Source organism: Nakamurella sp. PAMC28650, from assembly GCF_014303395.1.
In the GTDB taxonomy this organism is placed as follows: Bacteria; Actinomycetota; Actinomycetes; order Mycobacteriales; family Nakamurellaceae; genus Nakamurella.
The window spans coordinates 257,366-281,473 of sequence record NZ_CP060298.1 but is presented as its reverse complement, the minus strand read 5'-3'; the positions used below and the strand labels follow the sequence as shown (position 1 = coordinate 281,473).

The following is a 24,108-nucleotide window of genomic DNA, read 5'->3' as shown; positions in this document are numbered from 1 at the left end:
CGTGCGTGCACGGTCTTTGACAGCTCTGGCGGCGGTGCTCCTCACGGGGTTCAGTCTGAACGTCGGTCCGGCGTACGCCGATCCGCCTCCGACGCCGGTCCACGTCTCGCCGAGTGCAAGCCTTCCGGGCGTGAACACCGCGGTGGCCGTCGCCGACCAGCCCGTCATCGTGATCATGAAGAACCAGCACCAGAACGTGCCGGCCACGGTGGCCGCGGCGGCCGGCCGGGCGCGGGTGCTCGCCGCCGAACAGAACCCGGTGATCACCGACCTGCAGCGCACGGGCGCCAAGCGCATCCACTCCTTCAAGTTGCTCAGCAGCGTCTCGGCGACGGTCTCGGTAGCCGAGAAGAACCGGCTCGCCGCCGATCCGGCGGTGGCGCAGGTCGTGCCGGACGTGAGCTTCGCGATCCGCAGACCCCTCACCCAGGCGGCCCCGACGAGCGTCACCACCTGCCGGCCGGGCCAGGACGGGGTCGAGCTCGACCCCGAGGCGCTCGGTGTCATCCATGCGGATTCGACCGACTCGACGATGCAGACCGCGCGCAGACTGGGCATCACCGGGAAGGGCGTCACCGTCGCCTATCTCGCCGAGGGCATCGATCCGAACAACCCCGACTTCCTTCGCGCCGATGGCTCCCACGTGTTCACCGACTACCAGGATTTCACGGGTGAAGGCGCCCCCACCACGTCCAGTGGCGGGGAAGCAATCCTGGACGCCAGTTCGATCGCCGCCCAGGGCAGGTCCATCTTCCAGATCGGCTCGTGCAAATTCCGCATCGCGGGTGCCGCTACCGGCGCGAGTCTGGTCGGGCTCAAGGTGTTCCCGAACGGCAGCCTGGCCGCAACCAGCTCCGAGTTGTTGCAGGCCATCGACTACGCGGTCACGGTGGATCACGTCGACGTGCTGAACCAGTCGTTCGGGTACAACCCGCTGCCGGACACCACGGTCGATCTCATCCGCCAGGCCGACGAAGCAGCCACGCAGGCCGGCACCACCGTGGTCGTCTCCACCGGAGATGCCGGACCCACCAACACCTTCGGGTCACCTTCGAGCGACCCGGCCGTCATCAGCGCCGCCGCGACGACCACCTTCCGGGTCTACGCACAGGCCGACATCGCCAACTTCCGCGAGATCGGCGCGACAGGGTTCGTCGACAACAACATCAGCGCGCTCAGCTCCGGAGGTTTCAGCGCCGGCCTCAAGAGCCCTGACCTGGCCGCCCCGGGCGATCTGAATCTGACGCTGGACAATCCCGGTCCCGGAAGGTACGGCGTGGGCATCAGCGGTGGCACCAGTGAAGCCGCGCCCCTGATCTCGGCCACCGCGGCGCTGGTGATCCAGGCGTACCGCACGACCCACGGCGGGCAGAGCCCGGCACCGGCCCTGGTCAAGCAGCTGATCACGTCCACGACCGACGACCTCGGCCACCCCGGCAACCAGCAGGGCACCGGGCTGCTCGACAGCTACCAGGCCGTGAAAGCCGCCTTGTCGGTGAAGACCCCGGCCGGGGCTCCGACGGCCCAGGGAGGCACCTTGCTGACCAGCACCGACCAGCTCACGGCCACCGCCGCGCCCGGCAGTGTGCAGCGGTTCCCGTTGACGGTGACCAACAACGGGGCCCGGACCCAGACCGTCCAGTTGCACGGCCGGGTGCTCGGAGCCGACCGTACCGTCGCCGACCGGACGGTGATCCTGGGTGCCACCACCGGTACCCACTTCAACGGCCTCGACGTGCAGACGGTCAAGTTCACCGTGCCTGTGGGCCAGTCGAGGCTGAAGGTCCAGATCGCGGCACCGTCGAACGACTTCTTGGACCTGACCCTGATCGACCCGTTGGGTCAGCTCGAGGCGTACAGCCTGCCGCAGGGTGTCGGCAACCACGGCGCGGTCGAGGTGAGGTATCCCGGCTTCGGCACCTGGACCGCCGTCATCAACGATGCGCCACCCGCGCAGGGCGGATACGCAGGGCCGGTGCAACTGCACGCTGAGGTGGCGACCTACCAGCCGTTCGGCGCGATACAACCGAGCACCGTCACGCTGGCTCCGGGAGCATCGCAGCGTGTCACCGTGGCCGTGTCGACACCGAAGAGTCCCGGTGATCTGAGTGCCGCTCTCGAACTGGACGCCCCCTTCGGCGCACGGACCTCGATCCCGATCAACCTGCGCAGCCTCGTGCCCTTGGGCGCCCACCGCACCGGGCAGTTCTCCACTGCGGTGACCGGCGGGAACGGCCGCGGCGGCTCGCCGGGGGTCACCGAGTTCTACCAGTTCGACGTGCCTGCCGGACAGAAGGCGCTGGACGTCCAGACCACGGAATCCGCGCGAGCCGTGAACAATTACGACCTCTACCTGGTGGACCCGAGCGGCGAGACCGTGGGCCACGCCGCCAACCAGTTGGTCGTCGGCAAATCGGGCTCCACCCCGGTCACGGTGACTGAAAGGGGCGCGCGCACCCATGTGCTAGATCCGCCCTCCGGTCGGTGGCTCCTGGTGGCCGCATTCCCCAACCCCGTGACCGGAACTGCGCTGTCCACCACGTTCGAAGGGGCCATCCGGCTGGCACCGATCACGCCCGGAGTCTCTGGTCTGCCGAACGCCCCGTCCGCCCACCTGGCCGCCGGCCGGCCGCACGTGGCCAAGGTCACCATTCGCAACGACGGGACCGCTCCGGAGACCTACTTCGTCGATGCACGGCTACCGCGGAGCACCACGATCACGTTGCCGCCGTACAAGAACGCAACGAACCTGGCCCTCCCGCTGACCACGGCGGTCCCGACACCGCAGTGGATCGTGCCGACGCAGACCACCTTGCTGACCGCCCAGGCCCAGGCCACCGCACCGGTCACCTTCGACTGGGCGCCGTACACCGGTTACCTCGGGGGCGACCTGAACGGGGACCCCGATCTCGGTGCCACCACCACCGGGAACACCGCTTCGGGCAGCTGGAGCGGCGCTCCCGTCACCTCGGGCGACTGGATGATCGATCCGGCCCTGATCGGGCCGTTCGGCACCACACCCACGGCCGGGGCCACCGCCAATCTCGCACTGGCCGCCACCACCAAGGCCTTCGACACCGCGACCACGTCCACCACGGGTGACTTCTGGGCGAGCGGGGCCGGCGTGTCCGTCGGGTTCACTCCGGTCATCGTCCAACCGGGCCGGAGCACCACGATCTACGTCACGATCACGCCGTCCGGCAGGGCCGGGTCCGTCGTCAAGGGCACCCTCTACCTCGACGACCTGTCGTCGCTGAGCCCGTTCGGCGAGCCGGTGCCGGCCGGTGACGAACTGGCTGCGATTCCCTACAGCTACACCATCGGTTAGTCGAGGTCGGTTCGTCGTGGACGTGCCAGAGCCGGTGGACGGGCTCGTTCGATCTACCGCGCGCCGTCCACCGGAGATCCAACCGGAGGGAGCCGGCGGGGATGGCCCCGCACCGGGGGTAGCCGGGTGAGCGGATTCTGGATGGCAGCCTCTTTGACGGTGGCCTAGCCGGCTTCTCGGGCCCTTTCCAATTCGGCCCCAGCGCGACGGGTTGACATGGGTGAGCCCTGGTGCGCCACCGCCCGGTGATGGCGCGGTCCTGAAGGCGTGCAGCCGGGCGTGGACGATGTCTTGTCCGCTGATGTGCTCGACGACCGAATCCTCACGGTTGATCATTGGTCACGGAGAGGAGTTGGTCCCGGCAGTCCGGTGACTTCCGACTCTGGGTCGCAACTACATCGTGAGCGATGCTAGTGGCATGAACCTGGATGGGGTACGGGGTGTTCGCGTCGAGCGCTACGCCAACGGCCAACTCTTCTTCGTGATGTCGGGGCACGGATAACGCCACTGCCGCCCTCCGCCCGCACCGCATTGATGCGTCAATTCGGGCGGAATGGCCGGCGGGACGCTCTTGATTGCGGTCACCCACACCTACTCGGAATCATTCCGGGATTGGAAGATTACCTTGAAGAAATTCGCGTCGACCAAGAAGCGCCTGGCTGTCATCGTGGTGGCCGCCGTGCTGATGCTCGGCGGCGGGATCGCCTATGCCTACTGGTCCAGCACCGGCACCGGAACCGGTTCGGCCACCACCGGTACGAGTGTCGTCTTCACGATCACCAGCACGGCACCCACCGGCGGTCTGCTGACTCCGGGGGGGCCCACGGACTCCGTCACCTTCACAGTGATCAACACCGGCACCGGCACCCAGAATCTCTCGCTGATCAAGGTCTCGGTGGCGGCCAGTGGCGGCGCTCCGTGGACCAGCGTTGCGGGTTGCTCGGCGTCCGACTACACCGTCGGCACGCCGGCTATCACCTACGGTCAGATCGCCCCGGCCGGGACTCTGACCGGAACCGTCAGCATCCAGATGCTCAACCTCGCATCGAACCAGGATGCCTGTAAGTCTGCGACCGTTCCGTTGTATTTCGTGGCCTCCTGAACCATCATCACTGCAGAGCTTTTCCAGGTAGGAGGACCACGCGGGGCGCCAGGCGAAATGACACAAGCTGCGGCGCCTGGATATTCGGTAGCACCGGAAGGGGTCGGTCGTGCACACCCGTTCTGGCTCACCTGATCGGCAATACCTCCGGCGTGGCCCGGTGGAGGGAGTGTGCGCTACAGGCCTGCGCCTGCTGGTCCTGCTGACCGCCGTGCTCGGGGTTCTGCTGATCGCTGCATCTCCGGCGGGTGCATTCTGGAAGGCCACCGGACGGGGCACCGGTTCGGCCCTCACCGGGACTCTCAAACCACCGACCAACGTCAGAGCAACATCGAATTTCCCGTTTCTGCCCCCCAGCAACAACGTCAATTGGACTGCGTCTGCCGGCCCGCTGGTCCCCACCGGTTACTACGTGGTGCGGGTGGCCAATGGTACGAAGGCTGCTGCGTGCGGAACGAGCCCGACCAATACGACACCCGGCACTTCCTGTGTCGACCTGGTCACCTTCGGGTCCTTGACCTACACCGTGACGGCGGTCTATCGATCGTGGACGGCAATCAGCGTGATGTCGCCAGGCGCAGTCGGCGGGGCCGCAGCGGCGACGGCGACGGCAAGGGCCCTGGCGCCGCACACCGCTGTGCCCCCCTCTTCGGTCGCCTCTGGTGACGTCACCGCCACTACCAACAAGCCCGCGTCCCCCTCGGTCTCGACCCCGACCACCCCGTCGACATCCCGTGCCGATGCCCCGATGACGCCCGCGTCGACCAGCAGCAAGCCGGCGGCATCGACCAGCAGCAACGCACCGGCGACGACGGGCCTCGGCTCCGGGCCTACCACCGGAACGACTGCGACCGCATCTGATTCGGTGACGCCATGATCTGCGTGCCGCTGCCGAACACCGGGCAGCCGGTGGCCTGGATGCTCTTGGTGGGCCTGCTTCTCGTGGGAACCGGAGCGTTGCTGGTGCTGTTGGCGCACCGCCACCGGCACCGACTTTCCTGGGCTGCCGTGGTGGTACTGCTGATGGTCGGGACCATGCTGACCGGAGCCGGGGGTCACTCACCGGCGCAGGGCGAGGCAATACCCTGCCCGCCAGCACCAGCAGAGCCTGGATCACCGTCGTCCGGGCATCATGACGTGTGGATCGTGCAGACCTCGGTCATGAGCGGAATGGTCCCGGGCCAGGCACCGGTCGCGATCATCGGCGTCATCACCAACAATGCTTCCGACAGCACGTACGTCGAAGCAGTAACGGTCAGCATCGCTGGAGTCGGCCGGGTTTCGGGCGGAGTGCAGGGCCCGTGCGATCTGAGCGACTACGTCCTGGTCGCACCGAGGATGCCGCTCGGATTGATGCTCCACCCGGGTGCCAGGGCGGTATTCAGCGGCGCGTCGATCGGTTTCAAGAACAAATCCATCAACCAGGACGCCTGCAAGAGTGCCGTCGTGAACTTGAGATATATCAGCTCCTGATCACGAAAGTGGGGCCACCGAATGGTGCCTGGTTCTCCAACGATCATCCTGGTTCGGCGCAATGAGGAGTACTCAAACGAGTGATTTGGAAGTCGTCACCCAGCGTCACTGATGAAACGCCGGTCACAGCCAACAAGGCCCCTTGGAATCGTCGCGCAGTTGGCGGGCGCGCTACAAATTCCTGACAGCTCTACGACGCCTCGTTGTGATCGTCGTCAGCGCAAGGACTCGGCATGGGGCGGGAAAGGACTTTCGTCCATATTCAGGGTTGTCGTCAGGTCGCTACCTTAGGGCATAAGGCTTTCGAAGTGAGCCCCACAGCCCATCGTCAGAGGGGAGACCTGCCGTGGAATCGATCCCTGCCGTCGCACCCTGCGAGGACCCGGAGGACATCGCCCAGGGTTCGCCACGAGGTCGGAATGCCCCGTCAGGTTCCGGGGGTGTCGGCCTCCCGCGTGCTGGTAGCTGCGTTGCCATGGCCGGGTCCGTCCGGGCCCCTCGCCAACGAAAGGCACGGTCCGGTGCGGCGTGCCGGCCGCGAGCAGGTTCGCCGCCGATCACCGGGGGACCGCCTGCTGAGGGAGGACAGGGAACTGGCACCGCGGGCACGACGGCTGCTCTTCGTGATCCGGTGGGAGATTTACTGGTGGCGGTGGCCAGGGGCGACGAGCCGGCGTTCGCCGAGCTCTACCGGATGCAGCTGGGCGTCGTCACGGCGAGCGCAATGAGTCTGCTGCGCGACTTCCACCAGGCCGAGGAGGTGGCTCAGGAGGTGATGTTGCAGATCTGGCGGCTGGCGGCCCGATTCGATCCGACCCGGGGATTGGGTCACACGTGGATCTGGCAGCTGACCCGCGGCAAAGCAATCGATCGGGTTCGCCACGCCCAGTCCGTCCGCCGTCGCGACCAGCACTACGCTGCACGCTCTCGTGAGCAGAATTTCGACGTCGTGGTCGAAACCGCACTGCTGCGCGAGGATGTCGGCGAACTCAACGACACGCTGCTGAAGTTGACCACCTTGCAACGTGAGGTCCTCGTGCTCAGATTCTTCACCGAGCTGTCGTATACCCAGATCGCCGTCGAGCTGGACATTCCGCTGGGCACGGTGAAAACCCGGATCAGGGACGGACTCATCGTGATGCGCCGGATGCTGACCCACCGGCTCGCGGAGACCAACGCCGCATGATCGACAGACCGCTTGCCGCGCTCGTCAGCTCTGCGCTGCCCATCGTTGATCCGCGAGAACCGAGATGAGCGCTGCGGCGGTGGCCGACGTCGGCACGAAGACCGCCATCCACACCGAGATGCTCTGCAAATCCTACGGTTCCCGACCTGCTCTGGTCGACGTCGACCTGACGGTGCGCACCGGTGAGATCTACGGGTTCCTCGGACCGAACGGAGCTGGCAAGACCACCGTGATCCGGGTGCTGCTGGACCTGTTGAGACCGACCTCCGGGACGGTGGAGGTTTTGGGCGGCGATCCGCGCCGATCCGGAACCGCGGTGCGCCGTCGTCTGGGCTACCTACCCGGGGAGTTCGTGATCTACGGGTCGCAGAGCGTCGGCGAGGCGTTGGCCGGGTTGGCCCGGTTGCGCGGCGGCGTCCCGCATCGGCGGATCGTCGAGCTGGCCGAGGGCATGGAGCTGGACCTGCACCGAAGGGTGGGCGAACTGTCCAAGGGCAACCGACAGAAGGTGGGGCTGGTGCAGGCCTTCATGCACGATCCGGAACTATTGATCCTGGACGAACCCACCGACGGACTGGATCCGCTGCTGCGGCAACGGTTCATCGAGATGGTCCAGCAGGTGCGAGCCGACGGCCGCACGGTGTTCCTGTCGTCGCACATCCTGTCCGAGGTGCAGGCCACCGCGGATCGGATCGGCATGATCCGCGGCGGATCAATCGTGGCCGTCGACACGGTCCGGGCGTTGCGGAACCGCGCTGTCCGCCGGGTCGAAATGCAATTCCACGACACGGTGACCGCGGCAGAATTCTGTGGACTCCCGTTCCTGGAAGATGTTGTCGTCACCGCTGAATCCGACCTGTTCGTCCTCCGGTGCCACCTCACCGGCAGTGCCGACCTGACTGGGTAGCTGCTTGAGTCAAGTAGTATTTGGCCTTGTCAGAGCCAGTGTGTGCCTACCCGGTCGGTGGTGTCGATTACCCCCGGACCTTTCAGGAGTTGCTGGAGTGGTTCCCGGATGACTCGTCGTGTCTGGCGTATCTGGAGCGTCTGCGGTGGCCCCAGGGGTTTGTGTGTCCGGTGTGCGGGGCGCCCGGCGGTTGGCGTACGGCGAAGGCGAAATGGATGTGCACCAGGTGTGGCCGGCAGACGTCGGTGACCGCCGGCACGATCTTCCACCGGCTCCGGACGCCGCTGTCGACGTGGTTCGCGGCGATCTGGTTCATCACCTCGCAGAAGAACGGGATGTCCGCGCAAGGTCTGCAGCGGGTGCTGGGTTTCGGATCCTACGAAACAGCGTGGGCGTGGCTGCAGAAGCTACGCCGGGCGATGGTCCGCCCCGAGCGGGAGTTGCTCTCCGGTGTGGTGGAGTTAGATGAAGTGTTCATCGGCAACGAGTCTCGCGGCCGCGCAGGCGGCGTGAAGGACCACACCGCGGCGATGATCGCAGTGGAATCGATCCCCGGCCGCAAGCTGGGCAGGGTCCGCATCGAGCTGGCCGAGACAGCCCGATCGGTCAGCATGCTCGGCTTCGCCGACCGCGTCATCGCCAAAGGATCAACGGTCAGAACCGATGACGCCAACTACCTGAAGAAGCTGACCGCGGCCGGCTACGAGCACGTCGCGTTCGTCGGGACCGACAGCGCCGAGCCCGCCCACATCAACCTCCCCGGCGTCCACATGGTCGCCTCGCTGCTCAAACGCTGGCTGACCGGCACCCTGCATTACGCGGTCTCCCAGGAGCACCTGGCCTACTACCTGGACGAATACACATTCCGGTTCAACCGACGCACCTCGAAGAGTCGCGGGCTTTTGTTCTACCGACTGTTGCAGCAGGCCGTGAACACAGACCCACACCCGCTCGCTGAACTGCGCAATCCTGTTGCAGCAGTGGACGTCCCGTTCTGAACTTTACTCAAGCAGCTACCCAGTCCGACCTGCTGGTCAAGACGGCTGCACGGCACCGGCTCGGGTCGCTCCGGGTGGAGGAACCGGATCTGGAAGAAGTGTTCATGACCCTGTATCAGGCAGACCACGATTCCTCGAGGCCTGGGAATGCCGGGCCGTGAGGTGGGAGCCGTCGCCCGCCTGTCGCTGCGGCAGTGCCGGCGCGGGATCATCAGCTGGATCGTGGGTCTCGTTGCGCTGACAATCCTCTACAGCATCAGCTACCGAAGCGTCGCCGGGGTCAAGGCGGCTGCCGTCAACGACTATCCGGCCTCGCTCAAACAGGCGCTGAACCTGCAGGACCTGACGTCACCGGCTGGCTACCTCGGATCCACTGCCTTCGGTATCCCGCTCCTGCTGCTGACCACCATCTTTGTCATCGGCTTCGCCACCACAGCCATCGCGGGAGAGGAGGAAAGCGGCGCACTGGACCTGATGTTGGCCTACCCGGTCGGCCGCAGCAGCGTGGTACTCGCTCGAATGGCGGTCATGATGGGCGCGCTGACGACGATGGGGATCGTGCTCGATGTGGTGCTGTTCCTCCTGCGTGGACCGACCGGCCTGGACGTCGGCAGCGTCGAACTGGTTGCCACCACGGTGACGTGGCTGTTCATGGGTTGCTGTCTTGGCAGCATCGGCCTGTTCCTCAGCGCTGTTCTGGGACGCCGTTCGCTGACCCTGGGAGTCAGTGCCGCGGGCGCACTGTTCGCCTACCTGGCCGGTAGTTTTCTGCCGCTGGTCGACGGGCTTCGGTGGATCCGACTCCTGTCCCCGTACTACTGGTTCGACGAGGGCAACCCGTTGAGCAACGGGCTGCAGCCGGGGAACTGCGCACTGCTGCTGGCCGGGACGGTTGTCTTCTCGTTCCTCGCGGCCGCGGCGCTGAACCGACGGGACATCCGTGTGTAGGAAATGCACCCGAACGAAGCCTGTGAATGACTGGGCAGCAGAGTTTTCGGGGGGTTGATATAGCTATGTCCGGTGATGACGACGCGATAGGGCAGCTGGGGTCGGATGTGATCGACGAGCAAGCTGATGTTCGGCCAGATCCGGAGTAGCGTCGGCTTGGAACGGATGAATAGCTGACTCTGGGTCAGGACTCTCACGGGGACAGGCGTCGGCGTCAGGAAGGTGCTCGCCGCCCAGGGGCAGCCGGAAATCTCCAAGGACCCGGCGAGTTGGACGACCGGTCAGGGAGGAGGAACCTGCCGTGGACGTTTCCACGCGGATTGCCGTGCTGGCTTCCGCTGGCAACCATCCGGACCTGCCCGGACCGGAACTGCTGCCCACGCGATTGATGAGAGCGTGCGCCCAGGTGCTGCCGGTCACCGCGGCCGGGATCAGCTACTTCAGTGGGTTCCACCACCGCGTTCCGCTCGGTGCCAGTGATGCCCAGGCGGTTCTGGCGGAACGGCTGCAATTCACCGTGGGTGAGGGTCCCTGTCTGGCTGCCCACTTCCAGGACCGCGCGGTGCTGGCCACGGCCGACGTCATGGCCCAGCGGTGGCCCGCGTTTCACGCTGAACTGGTGATGAAGACTGCGGATCGAGCCATCTTGTCGCTACCGATCGACAACGAGGACTTCGGCGGCAATGCAGCGGTGGACCTCTACTTTGCCGAACCGCAGCCCGCAATCACCGGCGGGGTGCTGCAGGACATCCAAGCCGCCACCGACGTGGTCGGGTCTCTGCTGGCCGCGCACTCCGGTCTCGTCGACGGCCCCTCCGAGCAACCGGTCTGGTTGGATACCGTCGCGGCGCAGGCCCGGTCCCAGGTGTGGATTGCGATGGGTCTGATCAACATCGCGCTCCGCCTCGGCCCGGTCGACTCGCTGGCCGTCTTGCGCAGCTACGCCTACAGCCACGACGCCACGGTCGACGAAATCGCCGGCATCATCGCCGGTGGTGAGCTGGGCGCCGAAGTGTTGGCGGACTGAAAGCAGCCGTGTAGGCGCCGATAAGCCGTCGCGGCGAAGTTCAGATCGGTTTCCGTTCCACTCGTAGTTCGGCGAGGACCGTCGACAGGTGGGGCCAGGACCCGGCAAATCCGTGGTGCAGCGGCAGGGCGGCGACGTCGTCGATCGGAACCCAACGCATCTCTTCGGATTCATGATTGTTGCGTAGCTGGACATCTCGCACGAGTTCCGCGATGACGGTGGTGTAGCTCCAACCTCCGTGATCGTCGACGAACATCTCGAGCGGTTCGACCGCGGACGCCGGGAGATCGATCTCTTCCCAGGACTCGCGCAGTGCGGCCCGGGTGGGGGATTCGTCGGACGACCGGGCCCCGCCCGGGATGCTCCAGGTGCCACCGTGGTGGACCCGGGCGGCTCTCAGCTGTAGCAGGACTTCCCGGCCCCGGACGGTCAGGAGTCCGGCAGCACCGAACAGCCCCCAGTGACGATGCCCCAGCCCGCAGTACGTCCATCCATCGCCGTCGCTCACCATGACGACTATAGCTCCGACCGGGGCCAGGTACCCTCGGGGGGTACGGTATTATGGCATTCATGAACGAACGGAGGCCGGCGGTGCACGGATACAGCAGCCACAAGGACGACTACGTCAAGCGGCTCTCGCGGGTGGAGGGCCAGATTCGCGGTTTGTCCCGGATGGTCGAGCAGGACCAGTACTGCATCGACATCCTGACGCAGGTCTCCGCTGCGACGAAGGCCCTGCAGTCGGTGGCCATCAAGTTGCTGGAGGAGCACATGGCGCATTGCGTGGCCGAGGCCGTCGCCGAAGGTGGCGACACGGCGACCGCCAAGGTCAAGGAGGCCTCCGATGCCATTGCCCGCCTCATTCGATCCTGAGAAATTCCCTTCTGCACCAGGAGCCATGAAGATGACCCAGATCACCAGCGTTCCCGTCCTCGAGAGCTTTACCACCACCTTCGAGGTCGTGGGCATGACGTGCAGCCACTGCGTCGGTTCGGTGACCGGCGAGCTCACCGACACCGTGCTCGGCGTCAGGAACGTCCAGATCGACCTGGCCTCCGGCGAGGTCATCGTGGTCAGCGCGGTGCCGATCACCGAATCGGCGGCGACCGCGGCCGTCGAGGAAGCCGGCTACCGGCTCACCCCCGGTTCGTGGCGTTGACCGGACGGCTCGTGCCGGCCCGGTCGGACCTGACGATCGGGGGATGACCTGCGCCTCCTGCGCGGCTCGGGTCGAGAAGAAGGTGAACACGCCCGGGCATCGGCGCCGGCAGTGACATCGCCATCGAGGCAGCTGATCTCACCCTGGTCCGCGGCGACCTCCGGGTAGCCGGAGATGCGATCGGGCTGACGCGGCGGACCCTGGCCGTCATCAGGGGCAACCTCTTCTGGGCCTTCGCCTACGACGTCGCCGCCATTCCGCTGGCGGCGGCCGGGCCGCTCACCCGATGATCGCCGGCGCGGCCATGCCGTTCAGTTCCGTGCTCGTCGTCACCAACAGCCTGCGTCTGCGAGGTTTTTTCCATCGCTAGATGATGTGACGTCCCCGCCGGGTCGAACAGGTCAGGCCAGCGAGAGGAACATCTTCTCCATCGCCGCGGTATCCAGCGTTTCGTGCCCGCCGGAGTCCAGCAGGCACTGCTTGAGTCCGGCGGCGATGACGGCAAAGCCGGCACGGTCGATCGCCTTGCCGACGGCCGCGAGCTGGGTGACGACATCCTGGCAGTCGCGGCCCTCCTCGATCATCTTGAGCACGCCGCCCAGTTGCCCCTGCGCGCGACGCAGGCGGTTGAGGACGGCGGTCATCTTCTCCGGTGCCAGTTCGACCATCATCTGTCTCCTCGTCGTGGAAGTGCTGACCTCGGTACAGCCCGGACCGCCAGGCAGCGGTCAGCCGGTCGCCGCGACCGGCGCGGGATCGAGGGAATCCAGGGCCGCACGCAGCCGGGCCCCCGCATCCGACGCCACCTCGGCCAGGTCATCGTTCCCGGTCACCCCGACCATCATCTGCGGGTCCATCGCCTCGACCGCAGTGCTGCCATCACCCAGCGCACGGACGACGACGTTGCACGGCAGGAGGAGCCCGATGGACGGCTCGGCCTGCAGGGCCGCGTAGGCCAGCGGCGGTCGGCAGGCACCGAGGATGGTCTGCGCGGGGATGTCCACGCCCAACTTGGCCTTGAGGGTCTGTTGGAGGTCGATTTCGGTCAGCACTCCGAAGCCCACCTCGGCCAGGGCGCTCCGTACCTGTTCCAGGACGGTGGCGAACGGTCTGGGGACCGTGGTGGTGAGGGCGTAGGACATGTTCGCTCCTGGGGGTCGATGACGGTTTCGGACCGGGATCGATGTTCGGACGCATCAGATCCCGGCGCTGCCCACCCCATCGGACCGGGTCGGCATCTGGTGGTCATGATACCCCCCGGGGTATATTGCGCTCGATGGGGATGACGCGATCGAAGGGCGGATCAAGATGTGCAGAGCGGTGAAGTGTCGACAGTGCGGAAAGATGACGTGGGCCGGTTGCGGACAGCACGTGGAGTCGGTGATGCGCGGCGTTCCCCGCGCCGACCGCTGTCCGGGGCACGATCAGCAGGCAGCGAGATCCACCACCGGATTGCTGGCCAGGATCTTCGGCCGCTGATCGCTGCGGATCCGCTGTGTCCCGTCGACGTCCGGCCCGTTGGAGCCGACATCGAACGGGACCGCCCCCGGATGGGATGGTGGTCGGCCCCGTTCGACGGAACATCATGTGCAGCACTACATCCCGGCGAGCAGAGCCTTCATCTGGGAGATCTGCGCGGTCTGGCTGGTGGTGATGGATTTCGCCAACGCCAGCGCCTCGGGACTACTGCCCTGGGCTGCCTCGGTCTGTGCCATGGTCAAGGCGCCCTGGTGGTGCACGATCATCATCTGCAGAAACAGTTTGTCGAACGAGGCGCCGGAAGCTGCGGTGAGTTCACCCATCTGCGCATCGGTCATCATGCCCGGCATCGCGGCCGGGGCGCCGGAGGCGGCCGTGCCCATGCCGCCTATGGCCCCATCTGATGCGGTGGTCTTCTGGGGCATGCCGTTCATGTCGGTCGACGGGGCCCATGCGGCAAGCCACCCTGCCATCTGCTTGATCTCGGGCGCCTGGGCCGCTTTGATTTGGGCGGCCAACGTCTTCACCTGCGCGGTGGAGGCGCGGGTCGGAGCCAGATCGGCCATCGCGATGGCGCCCTGGTGGTGCACCGTCATCTGCTCTGCGAAGGTGATGTCGGCCTGGTTGTGCGGACCGGCCGGTGCCGCCGGCATCGGCATCCCCGCACCCGAACTCATCACGCCGGTGGCGGAGACCGACGATGTCGCCGACGGCGTGACGGGCCCGCTGGACGTGGACGAGCCGGCGGCGGTGGTGGTGGTGCCGCACGCGGCCAGACCTGCCAGTGCCAGAGCCGCCGCGGTCGTGAACAGGGTGGTACGAATCGTGCTTGTGGTCATGGGGAAACTCTCTGTGGGAGAACGGGTGGGGGGAAGAGGACGGCAGGCGGTCACCGGCCGGGTGGCCGGGTGCCGCTGCTCTCCTATAGCCGCAGGACGCACAGTGAGAATCGTGGTGGTGCATCGCCCGGCGGTCCGCGCCACCAGGTCGTCGTGCCGATGTGGGAACCGCTCCCGGCGGCGGAGCTTCCGGCGAAACGACCGGTGGCCAACAGCGCCAACAGCACCGTGGCCGCCGCGGTGATCAGGAACAGGATGCAGCAAGACATGTCCGACATGCCATTCCCGGCAGATCCCGCCGCCGCGATCATGGTGCTGACCGGGGAGCGGTCTGCGACGGTGACGGTCGGCTCCGGGTGGGTGGACATGTTCGCTTTCGTGGAAACGGACATGTTCATGGACATGTTCGTTGACACGGACATGTTCGCGGACATGGCCGGCATCGCGATCATGGTCGGGCCTGCCGGCCCCATCACCATCGGTGCGGAGCCGCCCCCGTCGTGACCGCCCAGTACGTGCATGGCCAGGATCCCGGCGATCACCAGGCCGGACATCACCCAGTGCAGCGCCGACCACCCGAAGGGTCGGGGCATCGTCTGGTCCACGGTGCCAGTGTGCCGGGCGGGAGCCGGAGGGGCCAGCGATCGAAGCCGGTCTGCGGTGTGAGTCATCAGACAACATCCGTACGGTCGTACGGACTTGCGGGTACAGGCTGCGCGGAGTAGACCGGAGACGGATCGGGCACTGGCCCGCGCCGGCGGCGAGAGGTTTGATCGTGGGATTCTTCGGCGGTATCTGGCACGGCCTGGACGAGGCGTTCTTCATGTTCTGGGAGACGCTGTGGGCGCTCGTGCTGGGTTTTGCGTTGTCGGGTGCGGTGCAGGCGTTCGTCTCCCGCGGCGAGATGCGTCGAGCCTTGGGCGATCACCGTCCGGCGACGTTGGTGAAGTCCTCGTTCTTCGGGGTGATCAGCTCGTCATGTTCCTACGCCGCATCGGCTCTGGCCAAGAGCCTGTTCTCCCGCGGTGCGGATTTCACCGCCTCCATCGTCTTCATGATCGCCTCGACGAACCTCGTGGTCGAGTTGGGCATCGTGCTGTGGCTACTGATCGGCTGGCAGTTCGCACTGGCCGAATTCGTCGGGGGAGCCATCATGATCGCCCTGCTCGGATTCGTGCTCCCTCGCGTCATCCCGGAGAGTTGGATCGCGCCGGCCCGGGCACGGCTCAACGCCGAGTCCGGCGCTGTGGCGAGCGGCGCTGTCGTGGATGGCGTTGCGGTGAATTCTGCGGTGAATGCGGTGGCGGCGGACGGTGCGAACCCGCATGCCGAACACGGGCACCATGGTGGCGGCGGCCACGACCACACCGACGACGGGAGTGGACCGGCCGAATCGCTCCCACTGCGGCAAAGGATGCGCAGCCGCAAGGGCTGGGGCGATGCGGCGGGGTACACCATCAGCGATCTGACGATGATCCGCAAGGAACTGGTGATCGGGTTCGTCGTCGCCGGGTTCCTCGCGGCCCTGGTGCCCAACTGGTTCTGGCAGTCCCTGTTCCTGACCGGTCACGGATTTCTCTCCAGCCTGGAGAACGTCATCCTGGGGCCGTTTCTGGCGATCATCAGCTTCGTGTGCTCCGTCGGCAACGTCCCGCTGGCTGCCGCGTTGTGGCAGGGCGGGATCAGCTTCGGCGGCGTCGTGGCGTTCGTCTTCGCCGACCTGATCACCCTGCCGCTACTGGTCATCTACCGGAAGTATTTCGGCACGGCGATCACCCTGCGCCTATTGGCCACCTTCTGGGCCACGATGAGCCTGGCCGGCCTGGCCGTCGAATACCTGTTCCTGGCGCTGTCCATCCCGGACCCACCCCGCCCCACCATGATCGTGCCGACCAGGTTCAGCTGGGACTACACGAGCATTCTGAACATCATCGCCGTCATCGGCTTCGGCGCGCTGTACTGGATGTACCGGAATCGAGATACTTCCGGCCCGCAGCGGTACGCGAAGGACCCGGTCTGCGGGATGCAGGTGGAAATCGAGCACGCCCCCGCGAGTAGACGACACGACGGGCACACGGTCTACTTCTGCTCCGATCACTGCGCCCACCGCTTCGATGACGAACCGGCAAGATTCCTCGAAACCTTTTCCAGCACAACTGATTCCGAGTCGTCGTCGACGGCCGGCGTGGACGGGGCGGCGGCGGGGGAAGCAGGCGCTGGATCCGGTGTGCGGCATGACGGTCGACCCGGCGACCGCCGAACGCCGGGCCATCCGGGACGGTCGGAGCTACTGGTTCTGTTCTGCGGGCTGCCGGCAGAAATTCCTGAGCGATCCCGCCGACGATTCCCCTCTTCATGTGGTGCCCGGGAACGGGGATCACGCCCAGGAAGAGCACCATGAGCATCACTGATCACGAGCACCCCATCGACCCGCTGCGGGTGGCCCACGCCAAGTCCCGGCTTCCGTCCGCCGATGACGCCGCGCGCCTCACCGGGTTGCTGTCGATGATGGCCGATCCGGTCAGACTGCGACTCATCTACGCGTTGGACGTCGCCGAGGAGCTATGTGTGGGCGACCTCGCCCTGGCGCTGGAAGTGAGTGAGGACTCCGTGTCCTACGCACTGCGGTTGCTGCGGTCTGCCGGCCTGGTCACCACCCGCAAGCAGGGCCGCGTCGTCTACAACCGATTGGCCGACAACTTCCCGGAACCGTTGCGCGACACCTGCTTGCGTCGGCTGGTCGCGATGACCCGTACCGGCGACTGAAGCCCGCCGTCGACCACTGCGGTGAAGACGAAAAGCGCGGCCCGGTCTTCCATGTCGTTGCCATCGCGGACGGTCTGGCTCACATCTCGGGGATTTCGCCCGACTGATTTCGCCCATCCGATCGCTCGCGTCCGGCCTCGGCCTAGCCTGACGACCATGAAGGTGGAACTGCTGGTGGTGGTGGACTGTCCGAACGAGGCGCCCGCGACGGCGTTGCTCCGGCGCGCACTCGATGAGTTGGACCTCGGGCGGGTGGAGATCTCCACCCAGGTGATCACCGACCCGGCCGAGGCTGCTCGGATCAATTTCCTCGGCTCGCCCAGTTTCTTCGTGAACGGCCTGGATCTGTTCGGCGATCCTGGGCGCCTGCCGGGTATCAGTTGCCGGGTCTATCCGACATCATTTGGTGCGGCCGGTCTTCCGAGCCTCGCCGATCTGAAGAGCGCACTGCAGTAGACCGGGTCGTTGGTGCTACTACCCCGACGTCTGTTCGCAAGAGCGTGCTGTGCCGGCTCAGCCCGTCTTCGCGAAGGTGGAGACCAACGCCTTGTCGAAGGCATCGAGATCGTCGGGCTTCCGGCTGGTGACCAGGTCGAATCCCTCTGCGGGACAGACGAACACCTCGCTGTCGAGCCACTGGCCACCGGCATTGCGGATGTCGGTCTGCAGGCTCGGCCAACTGGTCAGGGTCTTGCCGCGGACCAGTCCCGTCTCCACCAGGGACCACGGTCCGTGGCAGATAGCTGCAATGGGCTTACCCGCGGCGGCAAAGGCTTTCACGAATTCCATGGCCTCGGTGACGAGGCGGAGCTTGTCAGGACTCGCCACGCCGCCCGGGAGGACCAGGGCGGCGAAGTCGGCGGCGGACGCATCGGCCACCGCGAGATCTGGCTCGAAGGTATCGCCGATCTCGATGTCATCGTTGAGCGCCTGCACCGTGTCCTTCTCCGGTGCGATCAGGACTGGTTCTCCACCCGCGTCCTTGACGGCCTGCCAAGGGCCGGTCAGCTCGACCTGCTCCACTCCGGAGTTGGCGACCAGGAAGGCAATCCGCTTGCCCGAAAGTTCCTTGCTCATTGCGCGCTCATTTCTCTGCTGGGTCTTCATTCGAATGTTGCTGGTGGAGCGGGCGACAGTGGTCGTCACCAGGCCGCCGACCAGATGTGGACGGCGCGGTCAATCGATGACACCGTCGTGAACAGCGCGTCTGCCGGGCCCGATGTCGGCAACCGCAACAACGATTTGCCCAGCGGGGGCCAGCGGTAAACCCTGGTGCGGACCCTGGCCGGTCCCTCGCGGAGGTTCGCCGGCGACTGGTCCGCAGCGAACAGGGGCTTCCTGCAACAGGCTCTCTTCGAGCAGGGGTCACATCGAGCCGGGTTCGCATCGAGCAGGGGTCATATCGAAAAGGGGTCATATCGAACAGGGGTCGCATCGAACAGGGTTCTCATCGAACAGAGTCTCGGGGGCGCGGTGGCCCTGGGAGGTATGGGTAGCGCTGATCTGTCCTGATCGCCCATCCGAGTATCAGCCGGATCGTTCAGAAGGGAGGATCCTCTGGCATCGGTTCACTGGGCGCCGCCCGGTCGGGCGCCGGCCGGTCAGGCAGCGTTTCACCGGGTGGGCGTGGGTCGAATGGTCGTTTCTTTGCCCTGGCCGGTCGTCGGGATCGTTCGAGTAGGGCGGCGATCTGGAAGGTTTCGGTGAGGTCGGCTTTTTCGCGGGTGGCGGCGTCGAAGTCGGCCGGGTCGAATTGGTGGCCGTCGGTGTCGAACTGTTTGCCGGCGATGAAGTCCCGTTTGCGTTGCTCGACGGGGTCCAGCGCGGTGCGCAGGGTGGCCAGCCTGCGCAGGGAATGTTCCCGGGACTGTCGGCGCAGGATCCGGTAGGTGGTGATTTCGACGCTGCCGGGGTGCGGGATGGTGGCGGGGTCCTCCAGTTCGGTGTTCGGCTCGATCCAGTCGGCGCCGGCCGGGACCACCGGGATCGTCGGGCCGAAGACGGTCGGGCCGATGATCACCCTCGTCTCGTCCGGTTCGGTGTCCGCCGGGCCTGCTACCCGGTCCGGGGCAGTCTTCTCTCCTGAAGACTGGACACCCGGCTCAGCCAACGCCGATGGTGGTGGTCGGAGCCACTCGCCGGGCAGGGTGAACTCCCGCGGATGGGAGATGGCGTGGTGGCCGGTGTTGGTGGTCCACCGGATCGACAGGTCCGGTTGCAGCTGCGGCGTCCAATCCGTGTGGTGCTTCAACAGATGATGCCACGTGCACAACGAAATACTGTTGCACAACAACGTCTTCCCACCTCGGGTGGGATCCTGGTGGTCGAACGGGTCCAGGTGGTCGATGTCGCACTTCCACGCCGGCATCGCACACCCGGCCATCCGGCACGTCCCGGACAACACCACCACCTGATCGCACAGTTGCTGCCCGGGCCGATAGGTCAACGCCCCGACCGCAGTGGCCGTCCCGGTCACCGGATCCACCCCGACGGCGGTCAACGTCCCCCACGACACGGCGATCTGGCGCAGCAGCTGCGCGGTGATCACCCCATGCCCATCCAGCTGCCCGGGCAGATCATCCCACCCGATCACCGTGGACCACGCCCCCGTCACATTCAGGTGCGGCCGGCGGCCGTGCCGTGACAACGCCCGCGCCCACCGCCCCGCCCGATCAGCGAGATCCACCCCGCCGGAGACAGACCCGACCGGGCGACCCGCGGGAGCTGCGTCGTGGGGAGCAGCGTCGTGGGGAGCAGCGTCGTCCGGGTCGGTCCGTTCACCCATGTCGGGCTCAGCCGTGCCAGCCGGAGCAGCAGGCCCGGCAGGCCCGGCAGGCCCGGTGTGCGCAGTGTCGGTGGCGGTGGCGTGTTCGGCGCGGGCGATCAGGCCGTGCAGATCCACGAACCCGAACGTCAACAACTCCTGGGCGATGTCGGCGACCGCATCAGCGCGACGCTGATCCACGCTCCGGGCATCAAGTCCCTTGTTCGCATCGGCGATCAGATCGATCAACGTGAACACCATCACCGCCGCCTCCGCCGGCACCAGGGCGTTGATGATCCCCATCCCGTCCCGGTCCGGCCGGTGCGTCACACCCCGGTCGGCCACCGCTTTGACCCGCCGGTGCTCCGCCGCCGCCGGGTCGGCCAGGATCACCTCCCGGTCCACGATCGTCTCCAACCGCGCCTTGGACCGGCCCTTCACACACCGCAAAATCCGCCGCTCCACCTGGCGGCACACCTGCGGCGACAGCACCGCGGTCCGGTCCACGATCATCCGGACCCGCCCCACATCCACCCGCCCCGCCCACAACGCATCCAACGTCCGGGGCAGCGCCGTTTCCAGCCGCATCGACTGCCCGATCCGGATCTTCGCCGTCACCGGCGACCAGTCCAACACCGCCGCCACCTCCGTGGCGGCCACCCCGATGCTGCGGTCGCAGGTCAACTCCGCCACCACTACCGGATCCACCAGCCCGTCCGGTCCGCGGCCCTGCCCGGCCTTGTCCACCAGAGCGGCCACCAACGCGGTGACATCCCCGCAGCGGTGCGGGCGCCCCAACTCCGCCAACAACCGGGCCTGCAACGCATTCACATACGCCAACAACCGTTCAGCGGTGATCACCGCATCGACCAGATCAGAAGGGGACAACGCAGCCGGATCAACAGCAGCCAACACCGCCAACGACCCGACCCCGGGCAGACCCGCTGCAGCGACCGCCACCGCAGAACCACCGCCCGCAGCCCCCAGACTGGATCGAACCTATGTACTGGGTAGCTGCTTGAGTCAAGTTGTATTTGGCCATGTCAGAGCCAGTGTGTGCCTACCCGGTCGGTGGTGTCGATTACCCCCGGACCTTTCAGGAGTTGCTGGAGTGGTTCCCGGATGACTCGTCGTGTCTGGCGTATCTGGAGCGTCTGCGGTGGCCCCAGGGGTTTGTGTGTCCGGTGTGCGGGGCGCCCGGCGGTTGGCGTACGGCGAAGGCGAAATGGATGTGCACCAGGTGTGGCCGGCAGACGTCGGTGACCGCCGGCACGATCTTCCACCGGCTCCGGACGCCGCTGTCGACGTGGTTCGCGGCGATCTGGTTCATCACCTCGCAGAAGAACGGGATGTCCGCGCAAGGTCTGCAGCGGGTGCTGGGTTTCGGATCCTACGAAACAGCGTGGGCGTGGCTGCAGAAGCTACGCCGGGCGATGGTCCGCCCCGAGCGGGAGTTGCTCTCCGGTGTGGTGGAGTTAGATGAAGTGTTCATCGGCAACGAGCCTCGCGGCCGCGCAGGCGGCGTGAAGGACCACACCGCGGCGATGATCGCAGTGGAATCGATCCCCGGCCGCAAGCTGGGCAGGGTCCGCATCGAGCTGGCCGAGACAGCCCGATCGGTCAGCATGCTCGGCTTCGCCGACCGCGTCATCGCCAAAGGATCAACGGTCAGAACCGATGGCGCCAACTACCTGAAGAAGCTGACCGCGGCCGGCTACGAGCACGTCGCGTTCGTCGGGACCGACAGCGCCGAGCCCGCCCACATCAACCTCCCCGGCGTCCACATGGTCGCCTCGCTGCTCAAACGCTGGCTGACCGGCACCCTGCATTACGCGGTCTCCCAGGAGCACCTGGCCTACTACCTGGACGAATACACATTCCGGTTCAACCGACGCACCTCGAAGAGTCGCGGGCTTTTGTTCTACCGACTGTTGCAGCAGGCCGTGAACACAGACCCACACCCGCTCGCTGAACTGCGCAATCCTGTTGCAGCAGTGGACGTCCCGTTCTGAACTTTACTCAAGCAGCTACCCGGTACCTATATTCGTAGTCTAACACTGAACTGCACAGATGCATCTCCAAATCGGAAAACTACATCGTAGGCAATGAGAGCGATGCGAAGGGCCAGGAGTTCGACCCGGATCACCGACACCGTGGTCCCGACATCGTCGTCCCGTCCCACCGAATCCCAGCTTGCAGATCCTGACCCCCGTTCCGGGGTGCGGGCGACTGCGGAACGGAAGTGGGAAGAGCTAGGGTGGATCAGAGCCTCAGCAACTCGACTCGTGAAGTCCGTTCAGACGATCGGAGGCCGGTCGCGCCAATCATGCTCGAGAACGGAGAGCAGGACCTGATCGTGGAACGCTCCGTCATGGAAGACGACCTCTCGGCGGCGGCCCTCGTCGACGAAACCCGCTCCGCCGTAGCCGGCAATTGCCCGGTCGTTGAATGCCCATGAGGTGATCTCAAGGCGACTTACCGTCGCCCGGCAAATGCTCTGGCCTGTTGGGTGCGTCGAACTCCGGGGGACAACGGTGGCGGGGTATGCGCCCGACCCGGTCCAGGACCGGTTGCGGACCCGCCGGTCGGTGGTGGGAAGCACCGGTGAAAGCAGGCTCTGCTGCTAAAGACGCCCGGTGGACATTCGGCGTCAGCCGGAACGGCCGGGCAACCTGATGTCGTACTCGGCGATCTTGCGATAGACGGTGGCCCGGCCCATTCCGAGCTTCGCGGCCGCCTGGGCCACCGTGGTACCGGGCTCCGTCAGGCAACGGATGATCTCGTCCCGCTTCATGTTGTCCAGACGGTTCAACGGACGGGCCCTACCGCTGAAGACCTCGGGCGGTAGGTGTTGTGAGTCGACCATGTCGGTGCGGGCGGCCGCCTGTCGTGCCACCCGCTTGAGCTGCTTCACGTTCTCCGGCCAGTCGAAGGCCATCAGTGCCCGGGCCGCCATCGGGGTGAAGACGACGTCACGACGCCGCTCTTCCTGGGCGAAATAGCGCGCCAACGGGACGATGTCCTCGGTCCGCCTGCGCAATGGCGGAGCCTCGACCACGGTGTCCACCAACGTCTTCAGCGGATCCGGGATGTCGGCGAACCCTCGTGCGGTCAACACGAAATTCGCCGGCCCCGCGCCGCGCCGGACAGCCGATCCGAATGCCGTGGCCAGCTCGCCGGCGGCCCACGCCGGTAGCGATTCGACCTGTGAGACCAGGACGCAGGTGTCGGTGTGCCGTAGTTCAGGGGTCCAGAGGTCCAGCCAGCCCTCCAACTCCTCCGGAGCCGGTGGGCGGACGTTCAGCAGCCGTTCGCCGCGGGTGACCTGCCGCCGCGCCATCGAGACGAGTGCCGTCTTCCCGGCGCCGGGTTCACCGACGACGGCCACCACGTGGCCGGCCGACATCGACGCCTGCGCCTGGATGATGGCGTCTCTCCAGACGAGCGATCGGCAGGCGTCGGTGTCACCGGAGGCGATCCGGTCCGGGTACACGTGCGTGACCTCGCCGCGCGGCGCCGGGCGGTGCCGACGTCCGCTGGCGCGCAACAACATCAGCGCCGAAGTGTTGCTGGCCGCGGACTGGGCCAAAGCCAGCAGCAGGTCGGCGGACGTATCCGCCCAGGTGGTCAGGTTGACGCTGCCCGCAAGATCGCCCGTCAACGGATCCAGCACCGGCACCGCCGCGCAGGTGTAACCGCGCAGGTCGCTGCAGTAGTGCTCCTCGCCGCGGACCAGGGTCGGGACCCGATCGGCCAGCGCGAGGCCGAGACCATTGGTGCCGGCGTTGCGCTCGGCGTAGTAGAAACCCGGTGCCAGGTGCACCTTGTCGAGCGATCTGCCGATCGCCCGCTCACTGCACCACCTGGTGAGGACGAGTCCGTCGCTGTCCGCGATCATCAGGCTGACCGGCTCGTTGGCCAGGGTCGCGTAGAGCCCCTCGAGCACCTGTTGACCGCATTCGTAGAGAAGTGATCCGGTGTCGACCGCACCGGTGAAGACCGGCTCCACGTGTTCGAGCGAGACCCCGTAGGCCTGACTGCGTTGCCAGGACGCCCGGACACGTGCGGCCACGCCGGAGGCGGGCAGCCCGCCCTCTGCCACCCGGGCCAGCAGATCGTGCGAGGAGCGCGC

General features: G+C 66.4%; 25 protein-coding genes and 2 pseudogenes. 19 read left to right on the top strand and 8 right to left on the bottom strand.

Going from position 1 to position 24,108, the window contains the following annotated elements:
- The first annotated feature begins 130 nt into the window (after positions 1 to 130).
- From H7F38_RS01295 to H7F38_RS01255, 9 genes are all read left to right on the top strand, one after another.
- Positions 131 to 3,328 carry a S8 family serine peptidase gene (locus H7F38_RS01295; RefSeq protein WP_187092522.1) on the top strand — a complete coding sequence of 1,066 codons (3,198 nt, stop codon included), beginning with the start codon at positions 131 to 133 and terminating at the stop codon, positions 3,326 to 3,328.
- 625 nt (positions 3,329 to 3,953) lie between these two features.
- Entirely contained in the window at positions 3,954 to 4,430 is a 477-nt protein-coding gene (locus tag H7F38_RS01290) for a hypothetical protein (protein ID WP_222618367.1), read from the top strand.
- Positions 4,431 to 4,599: 169 nt separating this feature from the next.
- Positions 4,600 to 5,307, top strand: a complete 708-nt coding sequence (locus tag H7F38_RS01285) for a hypothetical protein (RefSeq protein WP_187092521.1) — start codon at positions 4,600 to 4,602, stop codon at positions 5,305 to 5,307.
- Positions 5,308 to 5,312: 5 nt separating this feature from the next.
- Positions 5,313 to 5,903: an LPXTG cell wall anchor domain-containing protein gene (locus tag H7F38_RS01280; RefSeq protein ID WP_187092520.1), complete on the top strand. Its 591-nt coding sequence runs from the start codon at positions 5,313 to 5,315 to the stop codon at positions 5,901 to 5,903.
- Between the two features lie 631 nt (positions 5,904 to 6,534).
- The gene (locus H7F38_RS01275; RefSeq protein WP_187092519.1) at positions 6,535 to 7,089 is read left to right on the top strand and encodes a sigma-70 family RNA polymerase sigma factor; all 555 of its coding nucleotides are present in this window, start codon (positions 6,535 to 6,537) and stop codon (positions 7,087 to 7,089) included.
- A gap of 64 nt (positions 7,090 to 7,153) precedes the next feature.
- Entirely contained in the window at positions 7,154 to 7,996 is an 843-nt protein-coding gene (locus H7F38_RS01270) for an ABC transporter ATP-binding protein (protein ID WP_187092518.1), read from the top strand.
- A gap of 26 nt (positions 7,997 to 8,022) precedes the next feature.
- The gene (locus tag H7F38_RS01265; protein ID WP_187090495.1) at positions 8,023 to 8,994 is read left to right on the top strand and encodes an IS1595 family transposase; all 972 of its coding nucleotides are present in this window, start codon (positions 8,023 to 8,025) and stop codon (positions 8,992 to 8,994) included.
- A gap of 147 nt (positions 8,995 to 9,141) precedes the next feature.
- A complete protein-coding gene (locus H7F38_RS01260) occupies positions 9,142 to 9,942 on the top strand; it encodes an ABC transporter permease subunit (protein WP_187092517.1) in 801 nt (266 codons plus the stop codon).
- A 301-nt stretch (positions 9,943 to 10,243) separates the two neighbouring features.
- Positions 10,244 to 10,969 carry a GAF domain-containing protein gene (locus tag H7F38_RS01255; RefSeq protein ID WP_187092516.1) on the top strand — a complete coding sequence of 242 codons (726 nt, stop codon included), beginning with the start codon at positions 10,244 to 10,246 and terminating at the stop codon, positions 10,967 to 10,969.
- A gap of 40 nt (positions 10,970 to 11,009) precedes the next feature.
- On the opposite strand, the gene H7F38_RS01250 is transcribed toward H7F38_RS01255, so the two are convergent.
- On the bottom strand, positions 11,010 to 11,480 hold the full coding sequence (locus tag H7F38_RS01250) for an NUDIX domain-containing protein (RefSeq protein WP_187092515.1): 471 nt from the start codon (positions 11,478 to 11,480) through the stop codon (positions 11,010 to 11,012).
- Between the two features lie 59 nt (positions 11,481 to 11,539).
- Between H7F38_RS01250 and H7F38_RS01245 the strand changes: the two genes are divergently transcribed.
- The 3 genes and pseudogenes from H7F38_RS01245 to H7F38_RS26355 all read left to right on the top strand — a co-directional run.
- Positions 11,540 to 11,842, top strand: a complete 303-nt coding sequence (locus H7F38_RS01245; RefSeq protein ID WP_187092514.1) for a metal-sensitive transcriptional regulator — start codon at positions 11,540 to 11,542, stop codon at positions 11,840 to 11,842.
- Between the two features lie 31 nt (positions 11,843 to 11,873).
- Positions 11,874 to 12,128, top strand: coding sequence for a heavy-metal-associated domain-containing protein (locus H7F38_RS01240; protein WP_187092513.1), 255 nt, complete (start codon positions 11,874 to 11,876; stop codon positions 12,126 to 12,128).
- A gap of 98 nt (positions 12,129 to 12,226) precedes the next feature.
- Positions 12,227 to 12,498: pseudogene (locus H7F38_RS26355) on the top strand (heavy metal translocating P-type ATPase); the annotation flags it as partial.
- Between the two features lie 31 nt (positions 12,499 to 12,529).
- Here H7F38_RS26355 and H7F38_RS01230 read toward each other — a convergent pair.
- The gene (locus tag H7F38_RS01230; protein WP_187094404.1) at positions 12,530 to 12,796 is read right to left on the bottom strand and encodes a metal-sensitive transcriptional regulator; all 267 of its coding nucleotides are present in this window, start codon (positions 12,794 to 12,796) and stop codon (positions 12,530 to 12,532) included.
- 60 nt (positions 12,797 to 12,856) lie between these two features.
- On the bottom strand, positions 12,857 to 13,270 hold the full coding sequence (locus tag H7F38_RS01225; protein WP_187092512.1) for a DUF302 domain-containing protein: 414 nt from the start codon (positions 13,268 to 13,270) through the stop codon (positions 12,857 to 12,859).
- A 202-nt stretch (positions 13,271 to 13,472) separates the two neighbouring features.
- Here H7F38_RS01225 and H7F38_RS25775 point away from each other — a divergent pair, with 202 nt between their 5' ends.
- Positions 13,473 to 13,607, top strand: a complete 135-nt coding sequence (locus H7F38_RS25775) for a hypothetical protein (protein WP_255498200.1) — start codon at positions 13,473 to 13,475, stop codon at positions 13,605 to 13,607.
- A gap of 116 nt (positions 13,608 to 13,723) precedes the next feature.
- On the opposite strand, the gene H7F38_RS01220 is transcribed toward H7F38_RS25775, so the two are convergent.
- Both H7F38_RS01220 and H7F38_RS01215 read right to left on the bottom strand, forming a co-directional pair.
- Positions 13,724 to 14,446, bottom strand: coding sequence for a DUF305 domain-containing protein (locus H7F38_RS01220; RefSeq protein WP_187092511.1), 723 nt, complete (start codon positions 14,444 to 14,446; stop codon positions 13,724 to 13,726).
- An 83-nt stretch (positions 14,447 to 14,529) separates the two neighbouring features.
- Positions 14,530 to 15,051 (bottom strand): hypothetical protein, encoded by a 522-nt coding sequence (locus H7F38_RS01215; RefSeq protein WP_187092510.1) that lies wholly within the window; start codon positions 15,049 to 15,051, stop codon positions 14,530 to 14,532.
- A 218-nt stretch (positions 15,052 to 15,269) separates the two neighbouring features.
- On the opposite strand from H7F38_RS01215, the pseudogene H7F38_RS25355 reads away from it, so the two are divergent.
- The 4 genes and pseudogenes from H7F38_RS25355 to H7F38_RS01190 form a co-directional block, all read left to right on the top strand.
- Positions 15,270 to 16,526: pseudogene (locus tag H7F38_RS25355) on the top strand (permease); the annotation flags it as partial.
- A 34-nt stretch (positions 16,527 to 16,560) separates the two neighbouring features.
- Positions 16,561 to 16,857 carry a YHS domain-containing protein gene (locus tag H7F38_RS26350; protein WP_187094403.1) on the top strand — a complete coding sequence of 99 codons (297 nt, stop codon included), beginning with the start codon at positions 16,561 to 16,563 and terminating at the stop codon, positions 16,855 to 16,857.
- Positions 16,844 to 17,212 carry a helix-turn-helix transcriptional regulator gene (locus H7F38_RS01195; RefSeq protein WP_187092509.1) on the top strand — a complete coding sequence of 123 codons (369 nt, stop codon included), beginning with the start codon at positions 16,844 to 16,846 and terminating at the stop codon, positions 17,210 to 17,212. Before H7F38_RS26350 ends, H7F38_RS01195 begins: the two co-directional genes overlap by 14 nt.
- Positions 17,213 to 17,368: 156 nt before the next feature.
- Positions 17,369 to 17,668 carry a hypothetical protein gene (locus H7F38_RS01190; RefSeq protein ID WP_187092508.1) on the top strand — a complete coding sequence of 100 codons (300 nt, stop codon included), beginning with the start codon at positions 17,369 to 17,371 and terminating at the stop codon, positions 17,666 to 17,668.
- A gap of 57 nt (positions 17,669 to 17,725) precedes the next feature.
- Here H7F38_RS01190 and H7F38_RS01185 read toward each other — a convergent pair whose 3' ends face one another.
- Positions 17,726 to 18,289 (bottom strand): type 1 glutamine amidotransferase domain-containing protein, encoded by a 564-nt coding sequence (locus H7F38_RS01185; RefSeq protein ID WP_187092507.1) that lies wholly within the window; start codon positions 18,287 to 18,289, stop codon positions 17,726 to 17,728.
- Between the two features lie 463 nt (positions 18,290 to 18,752).
- Positions 18,753 to 20,936 carry a DUF222 domain-containing protein gene (locus tag H7F38_RS01180; RefSeq protein WP_187092506.1) on the bottom strand — a complete coding sequence of 728 codons (2,184 nt, stop codon included), beginning with the start codon at positions 20,934 to 20,936 and terminating at the stop codon, positions 18,753 to 18,755.
- Between the two features lie 80 nt (positions 20,937 to 21,016).
- On the opposite strand from H7F38_RS01180, the gene H7F38_RS01175 reads away from it, so the two are divergent.
- Positions 21,017 to 21,988 carry an IS1595 family transposase gene (locus H7F38_RS01175; protein ID WP_187091427.1) on the top strand — a complete coding sequence of 324 codons (972 nt, stop codon included), beginning with the start codon at positions 21,017 to 21,019 and terminating at the stop codon, positions 21,986 to 21,988.
- Positions 21,989 to 22,233: 245 nt separating this feature from the next.
- Positions 22,234 to 22,434 carry a hypothetical protein gene (locus H7F38_RS01170; protein WP_187092505.1) on the top strand — a complete coding sequence of 67 codons (201 nt, stop codon included), beginning with the start codon at positions 22,234 to 22,236 and terminating at the stop codon, positions 22,432 to 22,434.
- Positions 22,435 to 22,626: 192 nt separating this feature from the next.
- Here the strand turns inward: H7F38_RS01170 and H7F38_RS01165 are convergent, their stop codons facing one another.
- Complete coding sequence (locus H7F38_RS01165; protein WP_370531321.1) at positions 22,627 to 24,078, bottom strand: GAF domain-containing protein; 1,452 nt, start codon at positions 24,076 to 24,078, stop codon at positions 22,627 to 22,629.
- Positions 24,079 to 24,108: the final 30 nt, after the last annotated feature.

What these genes read in the sequence shown, in the direction of transcription:
- H7F38_RS01270 (WP_187092518.1), top strand. Translation starts at nt 7,154, where the DNA reads ATGAGCGCTGCGGCGGTGGCCGACGTCGGCACGAAGACCGCCATCCAC.
- H7F38_RS01260 (WP_187092517.1), top strand. Translation starts at nt 9,142, where the DNA reads ATGCCGGGCCGTGAGGTGGGAGCCGTCGCCCGCCTGTCGCTGCGGCAG.
- H7F38_RS01250 (WP_187092515.1), bottom strand. Translation starts at nt 11,480, where the DNA reads ATGGTGAGCGACGGCGATGGATGGACGTACTGCGGGCTGGGGCATCGT.
- H7F38_RS01245 (WP_187092514.1), top strand. Translation starts at nt 11,540, where the DNA reads ATGAACGAACGGAGGCCGGCGGTGCACGGATACAGCAGCCACAAGGAC.
- H7F38_RS01240 (WP_187092513.1), top strand. Translation starts at nt 11,874, where the DNA reads ATGACCCAGATCACCAGCGTTCCCGTCCTCGAGAGCTTTACCACCACC.
- H7F38_RS01230 (WP_187094404.1), bottom strand. Translation starts at nt 12,796, where the DNA reads ATGGTCGAACTGGCACCGGAGAAGATGACCGCCGTCCTCAACCGCCTG.
- H7F38_RS01225 (WP_187092512.1), bottom strand. Translation starts at nt 13,270, where the DNA reads ATGTCCTACGCCCTCACCACCACGGTCCCCAGACCGTTCGCCACCGTC.
- H7F38_RS25775 (WP_255498200.1), top strand. Translation starts at nt 13,473, where the DNA reads ATGACGTGGGCCGGTTGCGGACAGCACGTGGAGTCGGTGATGCGCGGC.
- H7F38_RS01220 (WP_187092511.1), bottom strand. Translation starts at nt 14,446, where the DNA reads ATGACCACAAGCACGATTCGTACCACCCTGTTCACGACCGCGGCGGCT.
- H7F38_RS26350 (WP_187094403.1), top strand. Translation starts at nt 16,561, where the DNA reads ATGACGAACCGGCAAGATTCCTCGAAACCTTTTCCAGCACAACTGATT.
- H7F38_RS01195 (WP_187092509.1), top strand. Translation starts at nt 16,844, where the DNA reads ATGAGCATCACTGATCACGAGCACCCCATCGACCCGCTGCGGGTGGCC.
- H7F38_RS01190 (WP_187092508.1), top strand. Translation starts at nt 17,369, where the DNA reads ATGAAGGTGGAACTGCTGGTGGTGGTGGACTGTCCGAACGAGGCGCCC.
- H7F38_RS01185 (WP_187092507.1), bottom strand. Translation starts at nt 18,289, where the DNA reads ATGAGCAAGGAACTTTCGGGCAAGCGGATTGCCTTCCTGGTCGCCAAC.
- H7F38_RS01175 (WP_187091427.1), top strand. Translation starts at nt 21,017, where the DNA reads ATGTCAGAGCCAGTGTGTGCCTACCCGGTCGGTGGTGTCGATTACCCC.